Origin of the sequence: Mesorhizobium sp. M7A.F.Ca.US.011.01.1.1 (assembly GCF_003998295.1) — a bacterium.
Lineage (GTDB): Bacteria > Pseudomonadota > Alphaproteobacteria > Rhizobiales > Rhizobiaceae > Mesorhizobium.
Genome location: NZ_RZRT01000043.1, coordinates 5,327 through 23,786 on the forward strand (window position 1 = coordinate 5,327; position 18,460 = coordinate 23,786).

At 58.7% G+C, this 18,460-nt stretch carries 13 protein-coding genes and 2 pseudogenes; 1 reads left to right on the forward strand and 14 read right to left on the reverse strand.

Annotated features, from left to right (window positions below; genetic code table 11):
- From EOA13_RS27645 to EOA13_RS27680, 7 genes and pseudogenes are all read right to left on the reverse strand, one after another.
- A partial coding sequence (locus tag EOA13_RS27645) for a CocE/NonD family hydrolase (RefSeq protein WP_127296744.1) occupies positions 1-1,821 on the reverse strand: 1,821 nt, incomplete at its 3' end.
- Between the two features lie 399 nt (positions 1,822-2,220).
- A pseudogene (locus EOA13_RS27655) lies at positions 2,221-4,053 on the reverse strand (CocE/NonD family hydrolase).
- Between the two features lie 134 nt (positions 4,054-4,187).
- Positions 4,188-5,189 (reverse strand): ABC transporter ATP-binding protein, encoded by a 1,002-nt coding sequence (locus tag EOA13_RS27660; protein WP_063169341.1) that lies wholly within the window; start codon positions 5,187-5,189, stop codon positions 4,188-4,190.
- Entirely contained in the window at positions 5,182-6,192 is a 1,011-nt protein-coding gene (locus EOA13_RS27665; RefSeq protein WP_063169342.1) for an ABC transporter ATP-binding protein, read from the reverse strand. The genes EOA13_RS27660 and EOA13_RS27665 overlap by 8 nt, the downstream gene beginning before the upstream one ends.
- Positions 6,189-7,121, reverse strand: a complete 933-nt coding sequence (locus tag EOA13_RS27670; protein ID WP_063169343.1) for an ABC transporter permease — start codon at positions 7,119-7,121, stop codon at positions 6,189-6,191. The genes EOA13_RS27665 and EOA13_RS27670 overlap by 4 nt, the downstream gene beginning before the upstream one ends.
- Complete coding sequence (locus EOA13_RS27675) at positions 7,118-8,107, reverse strand: ABC transporter permease (protein WP_063169344.1); 990 nt, start codon at positions 8,105-8,107, stop codon at positions 7,118-7,120. Before EOA13_RS27675 ends, EOA13_RS27670 begins: the two co-directional genes overlap by 4 nt.
- A complete protein-coding gene (locus tag EOA13_RS27680; protein ID WP_063170379.1) occupies positions 8,104-9,783 on the reverse strand; it encodes an ABC transporter substrate-binding protein in 1,680 nt (559 codons plus the stop codon). Before EOA13_RS27680 ends, EOA13_RS27675 begins: the two co-directional genes overlap by 4 nt.
- Before the next feature lie 715 nt (positions 9,784-10,498).
- Between EOA13_RS27680 and EOA13_RS27685 the strand changes: the two are divergent.
- Positions 10,499-11,569 (forward strand): annotated as a pseudogene (locus EOA13_RS27685) (IS5 family transposase).
- A 248-nt stretch (positions 11,570-11,817) separates the two neighbouring features.
- On the opposite strand, the gene EOA13_RS38380 reads toward EOA13_RS27685, so the two are convergent.
- From EOA13_RS38380 to EOA13_RS39440, 7 genes are all read right to left on the reverse strand, one after another.
- Entirely contained in the window at positions 11,818-12,486 is a 669-nt protein-coding gene (locus EOA13_RS38380) for a hypothetical protein (RefSeq protein WP_176477193.1), read from the reverse strand.
- A gap of 562 nt (positions 12,487-13,048) precedes the next feature.
- A complete protein-coding gene (gene ehuA, locus EOA13_RS27695) occupies positions 13,049-13,825 on the reverse strand; it encodes an ectoine/hydroxyectoine ABC transporter ATP-binding protein EhuA (RefSeq protein WP_063170381.1) in 777 nt (258 codons plus the stop codon).
- A 119-nt stretch (positions 13,826-13,944) separates the two neighbouring features.
- Positions 13,945-14,613 (reverse strand): ectoine/hydroxyectoine ABC transporter permease subunit EhuD, encoded by a 669-nt coding sequence (gene ehuD / locus EOA13_RS27700; RefSeq protein ID WP_063169345.1) that lies wholly within the window; start codon positions 14,611-14,613, stop codon positions 13,945-13,947.
- The gene (gene ehuC / locus EOA13_RS27705) at positions 14,610-15,281 is read right to left on the reverse strand and encodes an ectoine/hydroxyectoine ABC transporter permease subunit EhuC (RefSeq protein ID WP_063169346.1); all 672 of its coding nucleotides are present in this window, start codon (positions 15,279-15,281) and stop codon (positions 14,610-14,612) included. The genes ehuD and ehuC overlap by 4 nt, the downstream gene beginning before the upstream one ends.
- A gap of 59 nt (positions 15,282-15,340) precedes the next feature.
- A complete protein-coding gene (gene ehuB / locus EOA13_RS27710; protein WP_082826582.1) occupies positions 15,341-16,213 on the reverse strand; it encodes an ectoine/hydroxyectoine ABC transporter substrate-binding protein EhuB in 873 nt (290 codons plus the stop codon).
- A 224-nt stretch (positions 16,214-16,437) separates the two neighbouring features.
- Complete coding sequence (locus EOA13_RS27715) at positions 16,438-17,559, reverse strand: alpha/beta hydrolase (protein ID WP_063169347.1); 1,122 nt, start codon at positions 17,557-17,559, stop codon at positions 16,438-16,440.
- A 770-nt stretch (positions 17,560-18,329) separates the two neighbouring features.
- Positions 18,330-18,455 (reverse strand): GMC oxidoreductase, encoded by a 126-nt coding sequence (locus EOA13_RS39440; RefSeq protein WP_348628041.1) that lies wholly within the window; start codon positions 18,453-18,455, stop codon positions 18,330-18,332.
- Between the last annotated feature and the right edge of the window lie 5 nt (positions 18,456-18,460).

Consider the following 18,460-nt stretch of genomic DNA (forward strand, 5'->3'; position numbering starts at 1 on the left):
GCTGTTCAAATTCGCCTTGCCGGCATGGGACCCCATCGCTGTCATCACAGGAAGCAGTACGTGGGAGGGGAACTGCTCGCAGTGATGAATCGTGTTCCGAGCCACTACCCATTCAGTTTCGTCCCAGTTGTTACCTCCCGTATTCAGGTTGCGGTCGAACCGCGGGAAGGCCGAACTAGTGATTTCCAGGCGAATTTGATGGCCGGCCGGAAACCAATTACTTGTGGCGTCGAGATCAATCTCGATTTTGCATATAACGCTCGGTTCCATGAAAACAGCCCGATCAAAGCCCTCGCGATAGCGGACGCGCAGTATCCCGTCCACCACGTCAATCGCACGGCCATCGGGATGTACGTCCAACAGTCTGGCCACGAAGTCCGTGTCCGGGGCCGAAGAAGAGACGAAGAGGACCGCCCGGACAAATCCGGTAACCTCCATGCCCTCTGTGAGGGGCGGTGAAGTGAAGCAGAGGACGTCTGGACGAAGCTGGACGTCCTGGTAATCGCGGGGTCCTATAGTAGTTCCACTTGACTTCCCGCCGTCCATCCCCAAGAACGGCGCCGGATCCCCAGGGTCGTAGGTAAACGTGTCAGCCGGCTCGTCGGCACTCGGAGGCTCTACATCAAGAGTCCCGTCGCCTAGACGGGTCGCGGCATCCCCGCCGCTGCGGAGGAACCAGTGCTGCAGTTCCACACCAAGAGGGGGCCATTCTGACGCGGCACGCCACTCGTTGCGACCCATCACGTAGTACTGGACGCGGGGCATTCCCTCGATCCGGTCGGGCTTGTCGTTCAGCCAGCAGTCGAACCAGTCCAGGTAGATCTGCCAGCAATCCAGGCGCGCGTCGCCCAGCTCGCGCTCGCCGATAACCGTCGGGGCTTTGAGACTCTCGGTGCCACAATGCGTGGCTGGCGACAGAATGATATGTTGGTGATCGCGTGCCGCCGGGCTCAATCCGCGAGCACTAAAAACGCGCTGCTGGTGAAGCGCGTCGGCAGCCCCCACGTCGTACCACGAGTTCACGAACAGGGCTGGGACGTCGATGGTCGAGTCCTCGCTAAGCATCCCATTCCGATCCCCCCAGGGATCGCCTGGGTCACGCGAGACCCAGTCCTCCCAGTCAGTCGGCGGTCCCCCAAGGCTCTTAAGCATGTTGACGAGCGGCAGCGACGCGAAAGCCCGCTGATACTCCTCATCGCTTTTCGGTTGCACTCGGGACCGGTCCTTCGCTGCGGTTTGGTGGAACCAGGGGACAAACGCGGCAACCTCCACCGCACCGCCGAGACGGAGATCCCCGTTGCGATATCGCCCTCCGGCAGAGCCGTTCGCGCCGCCCGATCCCTGCGCAATTGCGCATCGGTGGGCTGGATGGCACAACTGCGCCAGCAAAACCTGCGCGATACCAAGCGCCGAGCACCCATATGTGCCCACGCGTCCATTCGACCATGGCTGCTGCGAAATCCAGGACAGCGTGTCATAACCGTCGTCCCTTTCATTCTCCATGAGGGTGAATACGCCGCCGGAATCGAAGACTCCACGAAGCTCCTGCACAAGTACGGCGAAGCCTTGTCCAGCAAACATTCTTGCCACTTTGTGGCGAGGCTCAACCGGACAGCGATAGGGCGTCTTACCGTATTGAGTTCGGATAAGGATTGACCCGAGTTCCCCAGTGTAACCAATAGGCCGATACAGGTCCGTGGCGAGCTCAACGCCGTCCCGCATTGGAACGCGCAAGCCGGTCTGCAAAACCACTTCGTATCGCGGCGTTGGCGGTTTAATCGGGCCTAGTTCATTACACACTTCAGAGTGCCTCCCAGACATTGAGACTGATTCAAGATGGAGTGGCCAATTTCGACGGGTCTCAGCATTCTATCTGCACGGTGGTGTGTTCGTCGCATTCACAGTACAACGATGAACTCTGTGCCGTTGCTAAGTTGTTTGAAAAGAAACTCAACCGTGCTTCTCTAGCAGGTCCGGCACTCAATGATGGCGCGTTGCCACCCCAATTTCCCTATTGCTTAAATCAATGTGACAGCGCGCCTACGCCGCTGTGCAAAACATCAATTGTGAGTCTCACCGCCATTATGTGCCGATCCATGGACCCCCATTCCATGCTGATTGACGCGGGCCGATGGGGCAAGCTGCTTGATGTGAGAAGCGACGGGCTCCCCGACCGATCGCAGCTTGTTATCACCGTTTGTTTGAAATAGTGGAGGTAGGCTAGCCAGGCGGCAAGCTGTTCAAATTCGCCTTGCCGGCATGGGACCCCATCGCTGTCATCACAGGAAGCAGTACGTGGGAGGGGAACTGCTCGCAGTGATGAATCGTGTTCCGAGCCACTACCCATTCAGTTTCGTCCCAGTTGTTACCTCCCGTATTCAGGTTGCGGTCGAACCGCGGGAAGGCCGAACTAGTGATTTCCAGGCGAATTTGATGGCCGGCCGGAAACCAATTACTTGTGGCGTCGAGATCAATCTCGATTTTGCATATAACGCTCGGTTCCATGAAAACAGCCCGATCAAAGCCCTCGCGATAGCGGACGCGCAGTATCCCGTCCACCACGTCAATCGCACGGCCATCGGGATGTACGTCCAACAGTCTGGCCACGAAGTCCGTGTCCGGGGCCGAAGAAGAGACGAAGAGGACCGCCCGGACAAATCCGGTAACCTCCATGCCCTCTGTGAGGGGCGGTGAAGTGAAGCAGAGGACGTCTGGACGAAGCTGGACGTCCTGGTAATCGCGGGGTCCTATAGTAGTTCCTCTTCACTTCCCGCCGTCCATCCCCAAGAACGGCGCCGTATCCCCAGGGTCGTAGGTAAACGTGTCAGCCGGCTCGTCGGCACTCGGAGGCTCTACATCAAGAGTCCCGTCGCCTAGACGGGTCGCGGCATTCCCGCCGCTGCGGAGGAACCAGTGCTGCAGTTCCACACCAAGAGGGGGCCATTCTGACGCGGCACGCCACTCGTTGCGACCCATCACGTAGTACTGGACGCGGGGCATTCCCTCGATCCGGTCGGGCTTGTCGTTCAGCCAGCAGTCGAACCAGTCCAGGTAGATCTGCCAGCAATCCAGGCGCGCGTCGCCCAGCTCGCGCTCGCCGATAACCGTCGGGGCTTTGAGACTCTCGGTGCCACAATGCGTGGCTGGCGACAGAATGATATGTTGGTGATCGCGTGCCGCTGGGCCCAATCCGCGCGCACTAAAAACGTGCTGTTGGTGAAGCGCGTCGGCAGCCCCCACGTCGTACCACGAGTTCACGAACAGGGCTGGGACGTCGATGGTCGAGTCCTCGCTAAGCATCCCATTCCGATCCCCCCAGGGATCGCCTGGGTCACGCGAGACCCAGTCCTCCCAGTCAGTCGGCGGTCCCCCAAGGCTCTTAAGCATGTTGACGAGCGGCAGCGACGCGAAAGCCCGCTGATACTCCTCATCGCTTTTCGGTTGCACTCGGGACCGGTCCTTCGCTGCGGTTTGGTGGAACCAGGGGACAAACGCGGCAACCTCCACCGCACCGCCGAGACGGAGATCCCCGTTGCGATATCGCCCTCCGGCAGAGCCGTTCGCGCCGCCCGATCCCTGCGCACTTGCGCATCGGTGGGCTGGATGGCACAACTGCGCCAGCAAAACCTGCGCGATACCAAGCGCCGAGCACCCATATGTGCCCACGCGTCCATTCGACCATGGCTGCTGCGAAATCCAGGACAGCGTGTCATAACCGTCGTCCCCTATATGTTCCCTAGCGTATACGCCGCCGGAATCGAAGACGCCACGACGCTCCTGCACAAGTACAGCGAACCCTTGTCCAGCAAACATTCTTGCCACTTTGTGGCGAGGCTCAACCGGACAGCGATAGGGCGTCTTACCGTATGGAGTTCGGATAAGGATTGACCCGAGTTCCCCAGTGTAACCAATAGGCCGATACAGGTCCGTGGCGAGCTCAACGCCGTCCCGCATTGGAACGCGCAAGCCGGTCTGCAAAACCACTTCGTATCGCGGCGTTGGCGGTTTAATCGGGCCTAGTTCATTACACACTTCAGAGTGCCTCCCAGACATTGAGACTGATTCAAGATGGAGTGGCCAATTTCGACGGGTCTCAGCATTCTATCTGCATGGTGGTGTTCCAGCCCACCTGCCTGTGCAATACCAGATGGAATACGCTCATTGGGGTGGCGCTGATTGCATGCCTTTCACTTAGCGAGCCAGCAGGCTGACAGGTGCTGTGGTCCAACTTCGATCGCCGGCGGCTCCTCAGCTTTGCAACGGTCGAAGGCAAGCGGGCAACGAGGATGGAAACGGCAGCCCTTCGGCACGCGCGCGGCACTTGGAACCTCGCCCTGCAGGGCCGGCAACTCGGCGCGACCTGCGTTGCCGCCAATCTGCGGTGTGGCGTTGCGCAAGGCGACGGTATACGGATGGCGAGGGTTGAATGTGATCTCGTCGGCGCTACCAATCTCGACCAATTTTCCAAGATACAAGACCGCAATCCGGTCGGCGATCAGCCAGGCAAGGGGCAAATCGTGGGTGATGAACAGCAGCGCCATGTTGTGCCTGTCGCGCAAGTCAACCAGGACCTGAAGAATCTGAGCGCGTATCGAGACATCGAGCATCGATACAGGTTCATCAGCAACGATGAGTTCCGGCCGGACGGCAAGCGCTCCTGCAATCACGACGCGCTGGCGCTGCCCGCCGGATAGCTCGTGCGGGAAGCGGGCGAAGAAATCGCCGGGAGGATTGAGCCCAGCGGCCGCAAGCGCTTCACTCACCCGGTCGGCGAGTTGAGTGGCGTTACCGACCAGCCGCAGGGACTGCAACGGCTCCGCCACGATGTCGAACACGGTGTGTCGCGGATTGAGGGCCTGATAAGCGTCCTGGAAGATCATTTGCACGCGACGCCGGTACGGACGTAGAGCCGAGAAGCCCTCTACCGACCTCATGTCGCGGCCTTCGAACAGCATTCTGCCGCCAGTCGGCTTGGCAAGCTTGGTGATGACGCGGCCCACAGTGGTCTTGCCGCTTCCCGATTCGCCGACCAGGGCGACGATCTCGCCCCGCCCGACGTTGAGGTCGATCCCGTCTACCGCGCGCATGGCGCCGACAGATCGGCCCAGGACACGGTCGAACAGACCGCCCTGGATAGGAAAATGAACTTGCAGGCTCTCGAGACGCAGGATGCCGGCAGTGTCAGGCATGAACAGCGACCTTGTCTTCTTGCGTCAAGGACCGGTGAAGGTGACAGGCGACACGTCCCCGCCCGAACTTATTGAGGCTGGGGACTTCGGTCGCGCACCCCCCCATGACCGACGGGCAACGCGGATGGAAAGCGCAGCCCGAGGGTCGATTCACCAAGTTGGGAGGATCACCCGGTATTGGCCGGATCATCTTTTTGCCGCTCGCTGGGTTCGGGATCGATTCGATCAGCTGTCGGGTGTAGGGATGTTTGGGCTGGGCGAAAATCTCGGCGACAGTGCCATCCTCGACGATGCGGCCCGCGTACATGATCATTACGCGATCACAACACTTAGCCACCACAGAAAGGTCGTGGGTGATCAAAATCAGGGCGAGGCTCAACTGCGATCGCAAGTCGCCTAGCAGGTTAAGGATCTGAGCCTGAGTGATGACGTCGAGCGCTGTGGTGGGCTCGTCACCAATGATAATCGAAGGTCGACACGCGAGCGCCATGGCAATCATCACCCTTTGTCGCATTCCGCCCGACAACTCGTGAGGGTAGGCGGAACCACGATCCGCCGGGATGCCGACCAGTTGAAGCAACTCACTTCCCCGCTTGGTCGCCTCGCCCCGCGACATGCCGAGCTTCAGCATGCATGGCTCGGCGATCTGCTTGATAATGCGGTGAACAGGATTAAGTGCGTTCATCGCGCCCTGGAAGACAACGGACGTTTCGCTCCAGCGATGTGGCCGCATCGCCGCATCATCGTCGATCGGCAGTCGGTTGCCACGATAGCGCACTTGGCCGCCGCTGACCCGCGCGTTGGGTGATAGTAGACCAGCGATCGCCATCGCGGTCGTGGTCTTGCCACTGCCCGATTCTCCGACGAGGCCCACGGCCTCTCCGGCTCGGAGCGCGAAGCTTACGCCGTCGATTGCTCGCAATGAAACGCCCTTGAGCCCATAATCGACAGAGAGCCGGTCTATTTCCAGAAGCGGTGTTTTGTCCTGGGAGGAGCTGGTCATGGGATCACCCTCCGCCGTGGATTGAACGTGTCGTCAAGGGCACTGCCAATCAGGACGAAGCTAAGCGAAACCGTGAGTACGCACAGTCCTGGGGCGCCGAGGTACCACCAGGCTCCAGCACTGGCCGCGCCGGCGCGCTGAGCGAGCGAAAGCAAAGTGCCCCATGAAGGCTGCAACGGGTCCCCGAGTCCAAGGAATGAGAGCGATGTCTCGACATAGATTGCGCTGGCGACCACCAGCGCACCATTGGCTGCGATTTGCGGCACGAGATTGGGGAGGATGTGCCGCACCATGATGCCGAAATTACTGCTACCCGCAACGCGCGCACGATCAATGAATGGTCGCTCCTTAAGCGACAGTGTCTGACTCCGGACGATACGTGCAACAAAGGACCAGCTTGTCATGCCTATAACGACAATGATCACGAAAAGAGAAGGACGGAAGCCCAGGATTTCTCCACCGCGCCCCATCACCTCGAGAACCACGGGTGTAATGACCAGCGCCAGCACGAAGGACGGCATGACAAAAAAGAAGTCTGTCAAGCGCATCAGCCAGACGTCGACCCTGCCACCATAGTAGCCAGCGGTCGTACCGATTGTAGTCCCAACGACGAGGCTGATCACAGTCGCGAGTAGCGCAATCGTAAGCGAGATCCGGGCACCATGGAGGACCAGATTGAGCACGTCCCGCCCGATTTCGTCCGTGCCGAGCAGATGCTCGCCTGATGGGGGTGCGAGGAAATCGCCAGTTGCATTGATCGCAGTCTGGAGCGGTCCCGCCAGAATATTGGGGACCGCTCCCACAACAAGAAAGAATACCAGACATACGAGGCCCACCTGAGCACCGCCATAGCTGAGAAATTGACGCAGAAAGCCTTTTATTGCGCGCGCCCGGCCTCGCGGGCAATATCGAACAATATTGTCGCTCATTGTCGGACCCTCGGATCTAGAAGGCTGTAGGCAAGATCGGCTACGAGGTTTGCGAGAACAATTGAAACGCCAAGCAACAGGAATATGCCTTGAAGGACTGGGTAGTCCCGTGCGTTGAGTGCTTCCACCGTCAGCCCGCCGATACCCGGCCAGGCGAAAACGGCTTCGACAGTGATGGCCCCGGCGACCACATAGCCAATATTGAGGGTGATCAAGGTCACGACCGGTAGCATTGCATTGCGAAATGCATGACGCATCAGCATTTGACCGTTGGTCAGCCCTTTCGCCCGTGCGGTTACCATGTAATCCTCGGTGAGTACGTCACTCATTGCGGCACGAGCGACGACGACGTACTGGCCGATTAGCCCAAGCGCCACCGCAGTGGCGGGAAGCGTGAGATGTTGCAGGTAGTCGAGGAACGAACCAAGAGAGCCCGTGATCAGGCCGGGCGAGTATGCACCATAGCCCGGGAGCCAACCCAATGCCGTGCTGAAGATTACCACCAGGATCATGCCGAGCCAGAAAGCCGGCGTAGAATAGAGCGCCAGAGAGGCTCCGGTTGCGATACGGTCGCCGGCTCCTCCCCGGCGCCAGCCTGCGTAGATCCCAAGCATCACCCCAATAACGATTGCCATTATCTGAGCAACCCCGACTAGGACTATGGTGTCCGGCAGGCGTTCCGCTATCAGGTCTGCGACATGCCTGCCCCTGAACTTGAAGCTGTAGCCGAAATCGCCGCGGAGTGTTGCCGACAGGTAGTCGACCGCCTGGTCCGGGAACAGCGGCCGGTCAAGGCCCCAACGTTGGTTCTGCGCCTCAATCTGCTCGGCGGTGACGCTGACGCGCGCCCCGCCAAGCAAAAGAGATGCAGGGTCACCTGGAATAACTCGGAATAGGATGAAGTTCAGGACTGCCACCATCAGGAGGGTTATAGAGGCCCTGACGATGATGCGCAGGATGTGACGGCTCCCTCCCCCTCCGTTCACGGCGCGGGCACCGGCTTCAAGCGATCGAATGGGAAGTAGCTGTCCATCGACATGATGCCTTGCTTTCCCCAACCCTCGAAGCAATCCCTCCGGTGGGCTTCGAGCAGGGTGGGGTAACATAGTACGATGTAAGGCGCTTCAGTATAAATTAGTCGCGCTGCCTGGTCGACCAGCTTTTGGTTTTTCTTGAGGTCAACGGTGACCTGCACCTCCGCGAACAGTTTGTCGAACTCCGCATTCGTCCAGTACGCCTTGTTCTTGATGCCGATGGAATTGCTGCTGCCGAAGATGAGCAGGTCTTTAGGTGTTGGGCCTTGCCAGGTATCGGAAATGAGCAGATCCCACCCTCCGCCGCCTTTCGCCGGAGCTGCGGCGCGGGCGCTCAGCGCACCGGAGTCGAGCCGAGTCACCGATACAGGGATACCGATTTGCTCCAACCAGCCAGCGATAAACTGCACTGCCGCGACCGGCATCTCTATATTTGCTGAAGGTCCAGACACCAGCTCTAGCTGGAAACTCTTCCCGTCCTTGTCCTCCCGAATGCCATCGCCGTTCGTGTCCCGGTACCCTGCGGCGTCAAGCCGGCGGTTGGCTTCGGCGAGATCGAAGTGGCGCCTGATGTCGTTCAGATCTGAATAGTAATCGGCCGCCACCGGCATTGCGAGTCCGACACCAGGGTCGGCGTGTCCGCGCATGGCTCGATCGACGATGGCCTTCTGATCGATCGCGTAGCCGAGCGCATCGCGAAACGCCGGATCCTGCAGAGCCTTGGTGCTACCTGCGCCATCTCCCGAAGCGGTGTTGAAGGCGAGATAGGTTTTCTGAGCTATGCGGGATTCACCGACTACAATGTCGGGATCCTTCGAGAGATCAGCCCACTGGGCGGACGTCAGGTAGTTGCCATAATCGAGTTCCCCGCTCTTAAGACCTTGCGCAATCGGATCGGCGGCATCGAAGGACCGCAGGATCACCCCCGCGATTTGGGGCTTCCCCGTACGGAAATAGGGGTTCGGCGTCAGGCGTGTAAACTGGCCCTGGTGAAACTCCGAAACGATCATAGGTCCCGTACCCACCAAAGGCGGATCGTTGCGGAAGGTTACGCGTGCGTCAGCATAGCTGATGTCCTTCCAAATGTGCTCGGGAACGATCATTATGATATTGTCTATTGGCCAGGTCGCGGGGAACTTGGTCACGATCTGCAAAGTCTCGTCGTCGAACGCTTTGATGGACTCGACGTTCTCAAGACCGCTGGTGCTGTTCCACCCGACGTTTAGCTCGTCGGGCTTGCCTATGGAATCGTGCAAATAACTATAAGTGAACGCCGCGTCCCTAGCGGTAGCAGGCTGGCCGTCCGACCACTTCATGCCGGGCCAGATCTTGAAGGTCCAAGTGAGGTTGTCGTCGGCGACGGACCAAGATTGGGCAAAGCCCTTTCGATCGTCGTATCGCTGGGCGTCTATGCAGACCAAGAAATCATAGCAAATAGCCAAGGGCCAAAAGGAGCCCCAAGTGGCGAAGGGGTTCATCGAATCAGGGCCTCCACCCAGTCCGCCGATTCGCAGGATGCGATCGTCGCACGACGAGGCGAACGCCCTCGAGTTAATCCCCCAAGGGGTCGCCGAAATCGCCAGCATTGCCTTCATAAGCGCACGACGATTATATGAGTATTGGCTCATTTTATCCTCCCTGTTTGCCGGCTTTATCATCACTTCATGTTCACACGACCACGATGATCTACGGCCTCAACCCGGAACATCTGGCTTCCTTTTGACGGAAGCTCCACAGTCCCCTCATTCCAGATAAGTAGCAGTGCCCAGGGGGGTGGTTCCTGCAAATTGGCCGCTGTGCCTGCATGAATCCGGCGTTTTTCTCGATTCTGGGCACAGCTAGCCAGAATTAAAGTCGATTGGCCGGTTCCAGCTCCTGGCGGCGCCCACGGACAATTCGCATATAGCAAACGAGGCAGTCATTCAGGTTCTGTTCGCGACCTCGGGTTGGAGGGTCCCGTCGAGCCGCAAACGCCTTTATCACGGATGTGTGATGTCGGAATGTCGATGCCGAAATTCCAGAGGATATCCTCTTCCGGCACACGACGGTCTAAGAGGCGTTCGACAAGCTGCGCGCCGCGCAACAACACGGAGCTTGAGCCGCCCGTTGAAAAACGATGTAAACGCTGATGGATCTCCAGCCTGATGCGTGGCCGCCAGCTCGTCGACCGTGAACTATCCGCAAGCCATTGATCTGGCCTTTTGATTGAGGCGGATAGCGTCTTTTGAATTGCAGGATTAGCGGTATTTGGACGCTGTTTTCCTGCAATTCGGTTTTGCGATTCCCTTGTGCTGCGGAGCGTGATTCACTCGGTTCGGCGGCGGCGAATCGAGGGGACGGCGAATGTCCAAGCCACGCGAGACGGGAGAGCAGGACCTGTTCCGCTCCAGGCTCGATCAGATCATCAACATGAAGCAGGCGATCGACCGGCCGGTGCTGGAGGAGCGTTTCGGCGCCGTCTATTCGGACGGCCCCGGCATGCCGCCGCTGCCGACCCGGCTGATGGCGGGGCTGGCGATCCTCAAGCACACCTTCAACCTGTCGGATGAGGTGCTGTGCGAGCGCTGGGTGGAGAACCCTTACTTCCAGTATCTCACCGGCGAGACGTTCTTTTGCCATACGCTGCCGTTCGACCTCTCGTCGATGACGCGCTGGCGCAGCCGCATGGGCGAGGAGCGGATCGTGGCGCTGTTGCAGGAGAGCCTCAGCCTTGCGGTCAAGACCGGGGCGATGAAGCCGGCCGACACGCGCCAGGTGATCGTCGACACAACCGTGCAGCCGAAGAACGTCATGTTCCCGACCGACGCCAAGCTCATCAACCGGGCGCGCGAACGGCTGGTGCGGCTGGCCAAGAGGGAAGGAGCTCCATTTGCGCCAGAGCTATCAGCTGGCGCTGATCAGCCACCAGCGCTATGCCCACGCCAAGCAGTTCAAGCGGGCCAACAAGGCGCTGCGCAGGCTCAAGACCTATCTCGGCCGGACCATTCGCGACATTTCTCGCCAGATCGCCGGCGATGCGGGGCTGGACGCGCTCTTCAAATGGCCGTTCTACCAGGCCGCCACCGTTCTCTAGCAACGCCAGCGCCAGCGCGGCCGCAAGATCTACAGCCTGCACGCGCACGAGGTGGAATGCATTGGCAAGGGCAAGGCGCATATGCCCTACGAGTTCGGTGTGAAGGTGTCGGTGGCCACCACGCTGAAGCGCTCCAAGGGCGGCCAGTTCGCCCTGCATGCAAAAGCGCTGCCCGGCAATCCCTATGACGGCCACACGCTGGCAAGCGTCATATCGGCCACATCAAGAACGAACACCGCATGGGCCGCAACTACCTCGCCGGCCAGCAGGGCGACGCCCTCAACGCCGTCCTGGCCGCCGCCGGATACAACTTCTCCCTCCTGCTCAGGTGGCTGAAGTGATTTTTGTGGCCCTTGATCGCCCTGCTTCAACTCCGGCCGAAGTCGGTCGCCGCTTAGCGTCTGGATCACGGTCGACCAGCACGAGTTCCAAAAATCCAACCTGCATCTCAGGCACCGCGTCCTGACCTCGGAAATCGAGGATCCAGTCTCGACAGAGTATTCGACAAGATGCGGACGTGTGTTACAATAACGAGCCGCAACTCATACCAGACATGAGCTCATATTTTGGGATAGTGGCCTCCAAGCGGTCAAGCCACGGACGCGAATGTCATCCGATAAAGGGTCGCGGCGTCATAGATGGGCAGTCCTGTCCTACGACGGATTGCTGACGTCACCATCGGGAACAATGTACATTCAAATAGGAGGGCGGCAATCCCCGGATGTGCGGCGCCAAGTCGCGCGACACAGGCTGCAACCTCCGACTCCATTTCAACAACACCAGCCGGCCACGCGTCACCTTCAATGCCGCCGATGACTACTCTTGCCTCTGCGGATGAATCTATGCCCAGCAGCTCTTTGCCGCAGTGTCTTGAGTCTGCGGCCACAACGGCGAGCTTTGCGTCAGCTGGAAGCTGCCGGAGTAGCGTGGGCGCCAGTAGCAGGCTCGACATGGCCACCGGGACTTCGACAGACGCGGCCACTGCAGCCTGGTACCGGATACTGAACCCGCAGTCCCCGGTTATCGCGACTGCTCCGCGCTCGACCAACCGCCTGGCAGCTGCAATGTAGGCCGGCTCGAGAGAAGCATCACCGGGAATGACCCTCTCCTCCAAAGCCCCGGCCGCGGTCTCTATTATAATTGGGAAGTCGAAAGTTGCCGGGTTGAAGACCGACTCCGGTTGCGGTGGCGGAAATTCACGAGGCGGAAGTCCGATCTCCAGCCCAATAATTCCGAGGGCCCTTTGTTGAGTTGTCACGGAAGCATCCTTCTTCTGGAAGCAGCTAAGATGGTGATTTCGGCAGCAAATGCCCATCACCTGCGCGATACAGGTTCTCTCTGAATGCACGAATTTAACAGCGTCGAAACGGCTGTTTCAGAGAAACATGCCTTTCCAGGCGCAGTAAGTCGGCATTGTTTTGGTGCATTCGCATGAAAGCCGTAAAAACTGGGAAACCGCAGAACGCTTGTGCGACCCTCCCCGGGCCTGTAGGATACCGGGTTTGCGTCCGCCGTCAGACAATCGTGTTAGGGCACTTTCCAGAGCCCAGATGCCCTGAATGGCAGATTGAACGCACATCAGATCTTCAAGCTCGCAACTGCCGAACGGGCAGCGCTATTTACCTAACTCGACCAATCTGGGGCTTGGACCGGACGATCCTAGTTATGCAGTCCTGAATGAACTGGGGCAGTAACCTCGACATCAACCCGGCCCTGAAAAACCGCGCGTAGGTTCGTCGCAGGGCAGCCTGCTCCGAACGGACCAGTTCCTGCCCGGAAGCCACCCACGGGATAACTCAACTAGCGGCACAACCCGCAACTCACCTCGTCTCCAGCACCGCATTGAGAAACTGCTGCGTTCGCTCGTTTTGCGGATTGCCTAAAAGCTGGCTGGGCGGGCCTTGCTCGACAATCTTACCGCCAGAAAAGAAGCACACGCGATCGGAGAACTCCTTGGCAAAGCCCATCTGGTGCGTGACCATCAGCATTGTGAGGTCATGTTCGGCGCTGAGCTTGCGGATGACGTTGAGCACCTCTCCAACCAGTTCCGGGTCAAGCGCTGATGTCACCTCGTCAAACAGCATCACCTTGGGCCGCATGGCCAACGCCCGAGCGATCGCCACGCGTTGCTTCTGGCCCCCGGAAAGCTGGATCGGGAAATGGTTCTTCTTGTCGCCGAGGCCCACCAAGTCGAGCAGCTCTGCCGCTCGGGCCTCCGCCTCCTTCTTCGAGAGCCCAAGGACGGAGATCGGCGCCTCCATGCAGTTCTGCAGAGCAGTCATATGCGGGAACAGGTTAAAGTGCTGGAACACCATACCGATCTTGGCACGCACGCGACGGAGATGACGCTCGCTCGCCGGCACTATTTGGCCGTTCTTCTGCGTATGCGTCAACGGTTCACCGTCGACCCATATCACCCCCCCGTTGATGTGCTCAAGCGTCATCAGCATGCGCAGAACGGTGGTCTTGCCCGAGCCGGACGGACCAATGATGGACACCTTCTCGTTGCGTGCGATCTCGAGATTGAGTTCGTCCAGCACCGTCAACGCGCCGTAGCGCTTTGTGACGTTCTCGAAGCGAACTATGGGTTCGTTCATGACTTTTTCGCTGCGCCTGATATCGAGGTCAAGCTCGTCCCGCCTGGCTGATGCCCTAGGGCGCTTCGTGAGATCGTCCTCGAAGCGAAGCACAAATTCGCTCATAGTATAAGGCCTCCCTATTGCAGATGGTAGCGGCGGTTGAGCCAGACGCGGACCGACTGCACGATAGCGGAAGCAACCAAGCTGAACACGTAGTAGAAGAAGCCGCACATAGTGATCGCTTCTATGTATCGATAGTTATTGCCCCCGAAATTTTTCGCCTGCTGCAGCATCTCGAAGATCGAGATTGCCGCCAGGACCGGCGTGTCCTTGAACATGCCGATGAAGTAATTGCCCAGAGCTGGCACCATGGGCGGGATCGCCTGCGGCAGAATGATTGTTCGCCAGGTCCGCGTTCGCGAAAGGTTTAGTGCCGTACAGGCCTCCCACTGGCCGCCATCCACATTCTCGATGCCGCCGCGGAAGACTTCGGAACAATAGGCTGCATAGTGGATCCCCAGCACGCCAACTCCCGCCGTCCAGGCAGGAATGAAGATTCCGATCTGCGGACCAACGAAATAGACAAAGAACAACTGCAGCAGCAAGGGCGTTGAACGGATAAACTCCACGATCTCCGCCATGGTGGTCGAGACGTAGCGGTTTGGCGACTGGCGAATCATCGCGAAGACAAGACCCAATATCAGCGCGATCGCAAACCCGAGCAGCGTAGCCTCAATGGTGACGATCGCTCCCTGATAGAGATATGGGAAAGCCTCCCATACGTAAGACCAATCCCAGATCTTCAAGCCACCTGCTCCCGAACGAAACCGCGCGAGACGCGGCGTTCCAGCCAGCGCACGAAAGGAGTGATGAGGGCGCGCGCGATGATGTAATAACCGAATAGTGCAACCGCAAAGAACAGCATATAATCGCCAGTTGCGTCGGCCGCCTGCTTGGCGGCGCTAGTAAATTCGGGAATGGTGATGAAGAAGACGAGCGAGCTACCCTTAAGCACATCGATGAGCATGTTACCCCAGGTCGGCAGCATGGCGCGCATTGCCTGTGGGAGGATAATACGCCGCATCATGGTGAGCCGCGAAAAATTGAGCGCTGTAGATGCCTCATACTGGCCCCTATCAACGGCCTGAATGGCGGCGCGGACATACTCGGCTGCGTAGCCAGAGGCATTCATTCCGATCCCCAAAATTCCGACAGTCCACGGCGACAGGAAAATACCGAAAATCGGCAATACAAAGAACCACCAGTAGAGCTGAACCAGCATGGACGTCCCGCGGAAGAATTCGATGTAGGCGATACTGAACCAGCGCAACTGCCGACGGGGAGAGACTCGGGTCAGGCCCACGAAAAGCCCAAGGACGATCGCTACGACGCAGGCGCCAAGAGTGACGATGACCGTAGTCATGACGCCCTTGGTGAGCACGGCAAAGATAAAGCTGAGATCGACCTTACTCATATGCCCTCCCCACTGACCGCCTACCGGCCAAGGGCCGGGGAGCGGTCAGACGCATAGCTTCAGCCCTTGCAAAGATCAGCGGTCTTGCTGCCATCCGGGAGATCGCGTTTGGTGTAACCATATTTGCCGACCGCGGCCATCATTTCGTCAGAGCCAATATAGTCTTTCAACACAGCATTGAACGCGTCTACCGCAGCCTGTTCGCTGAGCGGGAAGGCTATGGCGGGATGTTCATTCGGTCCCGGCGGGGTATACGGGTCAGCCACCTCAATGCTGGGATCCTGCTCGGCAAGAGTCGTCGCGTTCAGACTATAGAGCGAGCCGGCAGCGGCGCGGCCGGCCTTTACAGCCTGTACGACCTCGGGCGGTCCGGCGACCTGCATAACCTTGTCGTCAGGGAAACCTAATTTCTTCGCCTGCTCGACTGCGGTGGTACCCGTCATGATGGCCAGGGTAAGCCCCTTCTTCTGAGCGTCATGGAGGGAATGCAGCGCTTCCGGATTGCCCTTCGGCACGATCATCGAATCATTGCTCGATGCGATCGGTTCGCTGAACAGGACGTTGCGGCACCGCTCCGGCTTAATCCACATGCCGCCCGTGATGATGTCAAAGCGACCAGCCTGGAGGCCCGGGACAAGGGAACCCCAATCGGTTACGACCGGCTCGATTTTGGTCGTTCCCATCTTTCTCAGAACGTCCAGTGTCATCACATTGACCAGGCCAAGCGGCTCGTTGTTCGCACCAGGATAGGCACTGGGAGGCTCATTGGTGAAGCCAAGACGGATCGTTTCTCCGTTCTTAATCTTATCGAGCAGCGACTCCGCCGAGGCCGAACCGGCAAAGGACGAGATTGTCATCGCCGCCAGGCCGAGCGCGGCAATCCTCTTCAAGATTGCAGCCTTAAAGCATTCGTCGAGTTTCCACTTGACCACTGGTTAGTCCTCCGTTTTCGCATCGCCGATGGTCTCCCGATATGCCTCGGGAAAAGACCATTGCATCATTTGTTGAGCTTGTAGTCCGGCGGTTCCCATCATCGTGTGAGCTGCAGGGTCCCCACTTAGGTATAGATTCCTCCAGTCGATCCTTTGCTACGCCACTTGTGCATGCTTCGTGAGCGTAGCAGCGCAGCTGTGGTGCTTTGTGCGAGAAATGCAAGTTATTCGCAGAAATTCGGTGATTTTTGGGTGCATACGCACATTTCCGTCATCCCCGTGGTTCGTTGGAAGTGAACAATCGCGAGCTGTGGTATGGCCAACTGAGGCACACCACGTCTTGCATGACTCCTGCCCTGCCCGGTTGGATGGGCGCCACCGCCTGGGCTATGCCCTTGTTGCCATGGCAGGGCACAAGTTCGTCGTATGCGACACGCCGCTGAGAGATTCGCCTCGGAGACGCTGGCCCGAGCATTGTTCCCGTCACAGTTGATCATTCGTGCCATTGACGGATGAGTCTGTTCACGGCTTCGCTCCGGATCAACCTGGACGGAATCGCCGGCATTATTGAGCAGATGGAAATCTGAATTCCTGATCAGCTTCGCCAGGTTGATCCCTTGCTCCGGCGTCGCGGTAGGGTCGTTCTTGGACCAGATGATCAACGTCTGGGCCTGAAGCTGATCAAGGTAGGGGAAGATATACTTCTGCTGCAGCAGTGGATAACGATGCAGGTTTGTCTCGTCTTCCGGCAATCTCTGCCAGATCTCCCATTGTCCCCGAGCCGCGGCCCGCCGATAGGCTTCTCGCTCGGCGCATTCCACATCCTGCCCGTGGGCGCGGCAGCTTTTCCGCCGTGCGGTGATGTATTCCTCTTCGCTCGGCATCGGGCCGGAACAGCCGTAAGCCTGCCGGCAGGCCTCCAGCCAAGCTTCGTCACGGTCATCTCCGAACGCCGGCGACACGGAGTTAGCGGTCAGCAGGACAAGCTTAGAAACAAGATCGGGACGCACGATCGCGACCCGCGCGTCGACGAATGATCCTTCTGAATGGCCGACTAGCGTGATCTGCTTCAAACCCAGTTGTTGGAGGAAGCTAATTACATGATTCACACGACCGAGCCGGTTAATGTATTTGCAGTCAGCAGGATAATCCGTTCCCCCAAAATGGAGTTGATCAATCGCTACTACCGTAAATTGATCGGATAGCCCGTTCAGCTGCCGAACAAAGGAACTCTTAGCCTCTGCACGGAAGCCCGCCCCCTGCAGGAAAACAATCGGCCTACCAGCTCCGTTCTCGCAGTACGATGTCTCGACACCATCAACCGATACGCGATGCTTGGTGATCATCGGTTCCTCGGCAAAAGGAGGGGCATCAGGTCGGCATTGCGACATGCGAGATGGACTGCCATTGCTCACTCCTGAGCGTAGCAGCCTCACATGCCACGTTGCCGAACTATCTCGTCTGAATACCGGAAATCGGCACCCCGGAGCCTCGCGTCTTGTCACTTTGCTCTGTCGTCGCCCAGCCACTGCGGCCGGGAGCCTTTTAGGTGCATGGGTGGCATTCCCCGCAAGATTTCAACCCTTGCACAGGTCGCCGGTCTTGGTGCCGTCCGGCAGATTGATTTTGGTGTAGCCGTATTTTGACCGACTGCATCATTTGGTCGGAGCCGATATAAGTATTCAATACCTCGTTGAAGGCATCGACCGCCTGCTGATTGGGCAGGAAGGCGAGACTTGGGTAGCCGGCCTTCCCAGCCGGCGGGGTGAACGGATCTGCCATTTCAACGCTGTCGACCTTGTCAGCGAGCTCCTTACCGTGAAGTAGTTTAGCGACCCCGCCGCCGCGCGGCCGACCTTCACTGCCTGCAAGAATTCGGCCTGGCCGGCGACCTGCATGACACGATCCTCCGGAATGCCCGCGTCTTTGGCGGTCGTGACCGTGTCGGAACCGGCGGTGGTGACCAGCGTTAGGCCCTTATCACGAATATCGTCAAAGGAGTGCTGGTCTTTTGGGATTGCCATTCGGCATGAGCAGGGCTTCGGTGAACTTAGCAAGCGGCTCGGTGAACACCACATTGCGGCAGCGCTCCGGCAGAATGTACATGCCGCCTGGCCTAGCTCCGTCTGCCGTCTCTCAAGGTTGTGTCGGCCAATTTCTCAGCCACCATAATCGTCGGAATGTTTGTGTTCGCCCGAGGGCAAAATGGCATGACGGAAGCGTCGGCGATCCTCAAACCCAAAATAC

Coding starts and splice junctions, on each gene's coding strand:
- EOA13_RS27715 (WP_063169347.1), bottom strand. CDS start 17,559: ATGATCACCAAGCATCGCGTATCGGTTGATGGTGTCGAGACATCGTAC.
- ehuA (WP_063170381.1), bottom strand. CDS start 13,825: ATGAACGAACCCATAGTTCGCTTCGAGAACGTCACAAAGCGCTACGGC.
- EOA13_RS27660 (WP_063169341.1), bottom strand. CDS start 5,189: ATGCCTGACACTGCCGGCATCCTGCGTCTCGAGAGCCTGCAAGTTCAT.
- EOA13_RS27680 (WP_063170379.1), bottom strand. CDS start 9,783: ATGAGCCAATACTCATATAATCGTCGTGCGCTTATGAAGGCAATGCTG.
- EOA13_RS27665 (WP_063169342.1), bottom strand. CDS start 6,192: ATGACCAGCTCCTCCCAGGACAAAACACCGCTTCTGGAAATAGACCGG.
- ehuC (WP_063169346.1), bottom strand. CDS start 15,281: ATGAGTAAGGTCGATCTCAGCTTTATCTTTGCCGTGCTCACCAAGGGC.
- EOA13_RS27670 (WP_063169343.1), bottom strand. CDS start 7,121: ATGAGCGACAATATTGTTCGATATTGCCCGCGAGGCCGGGCGCGCGCA.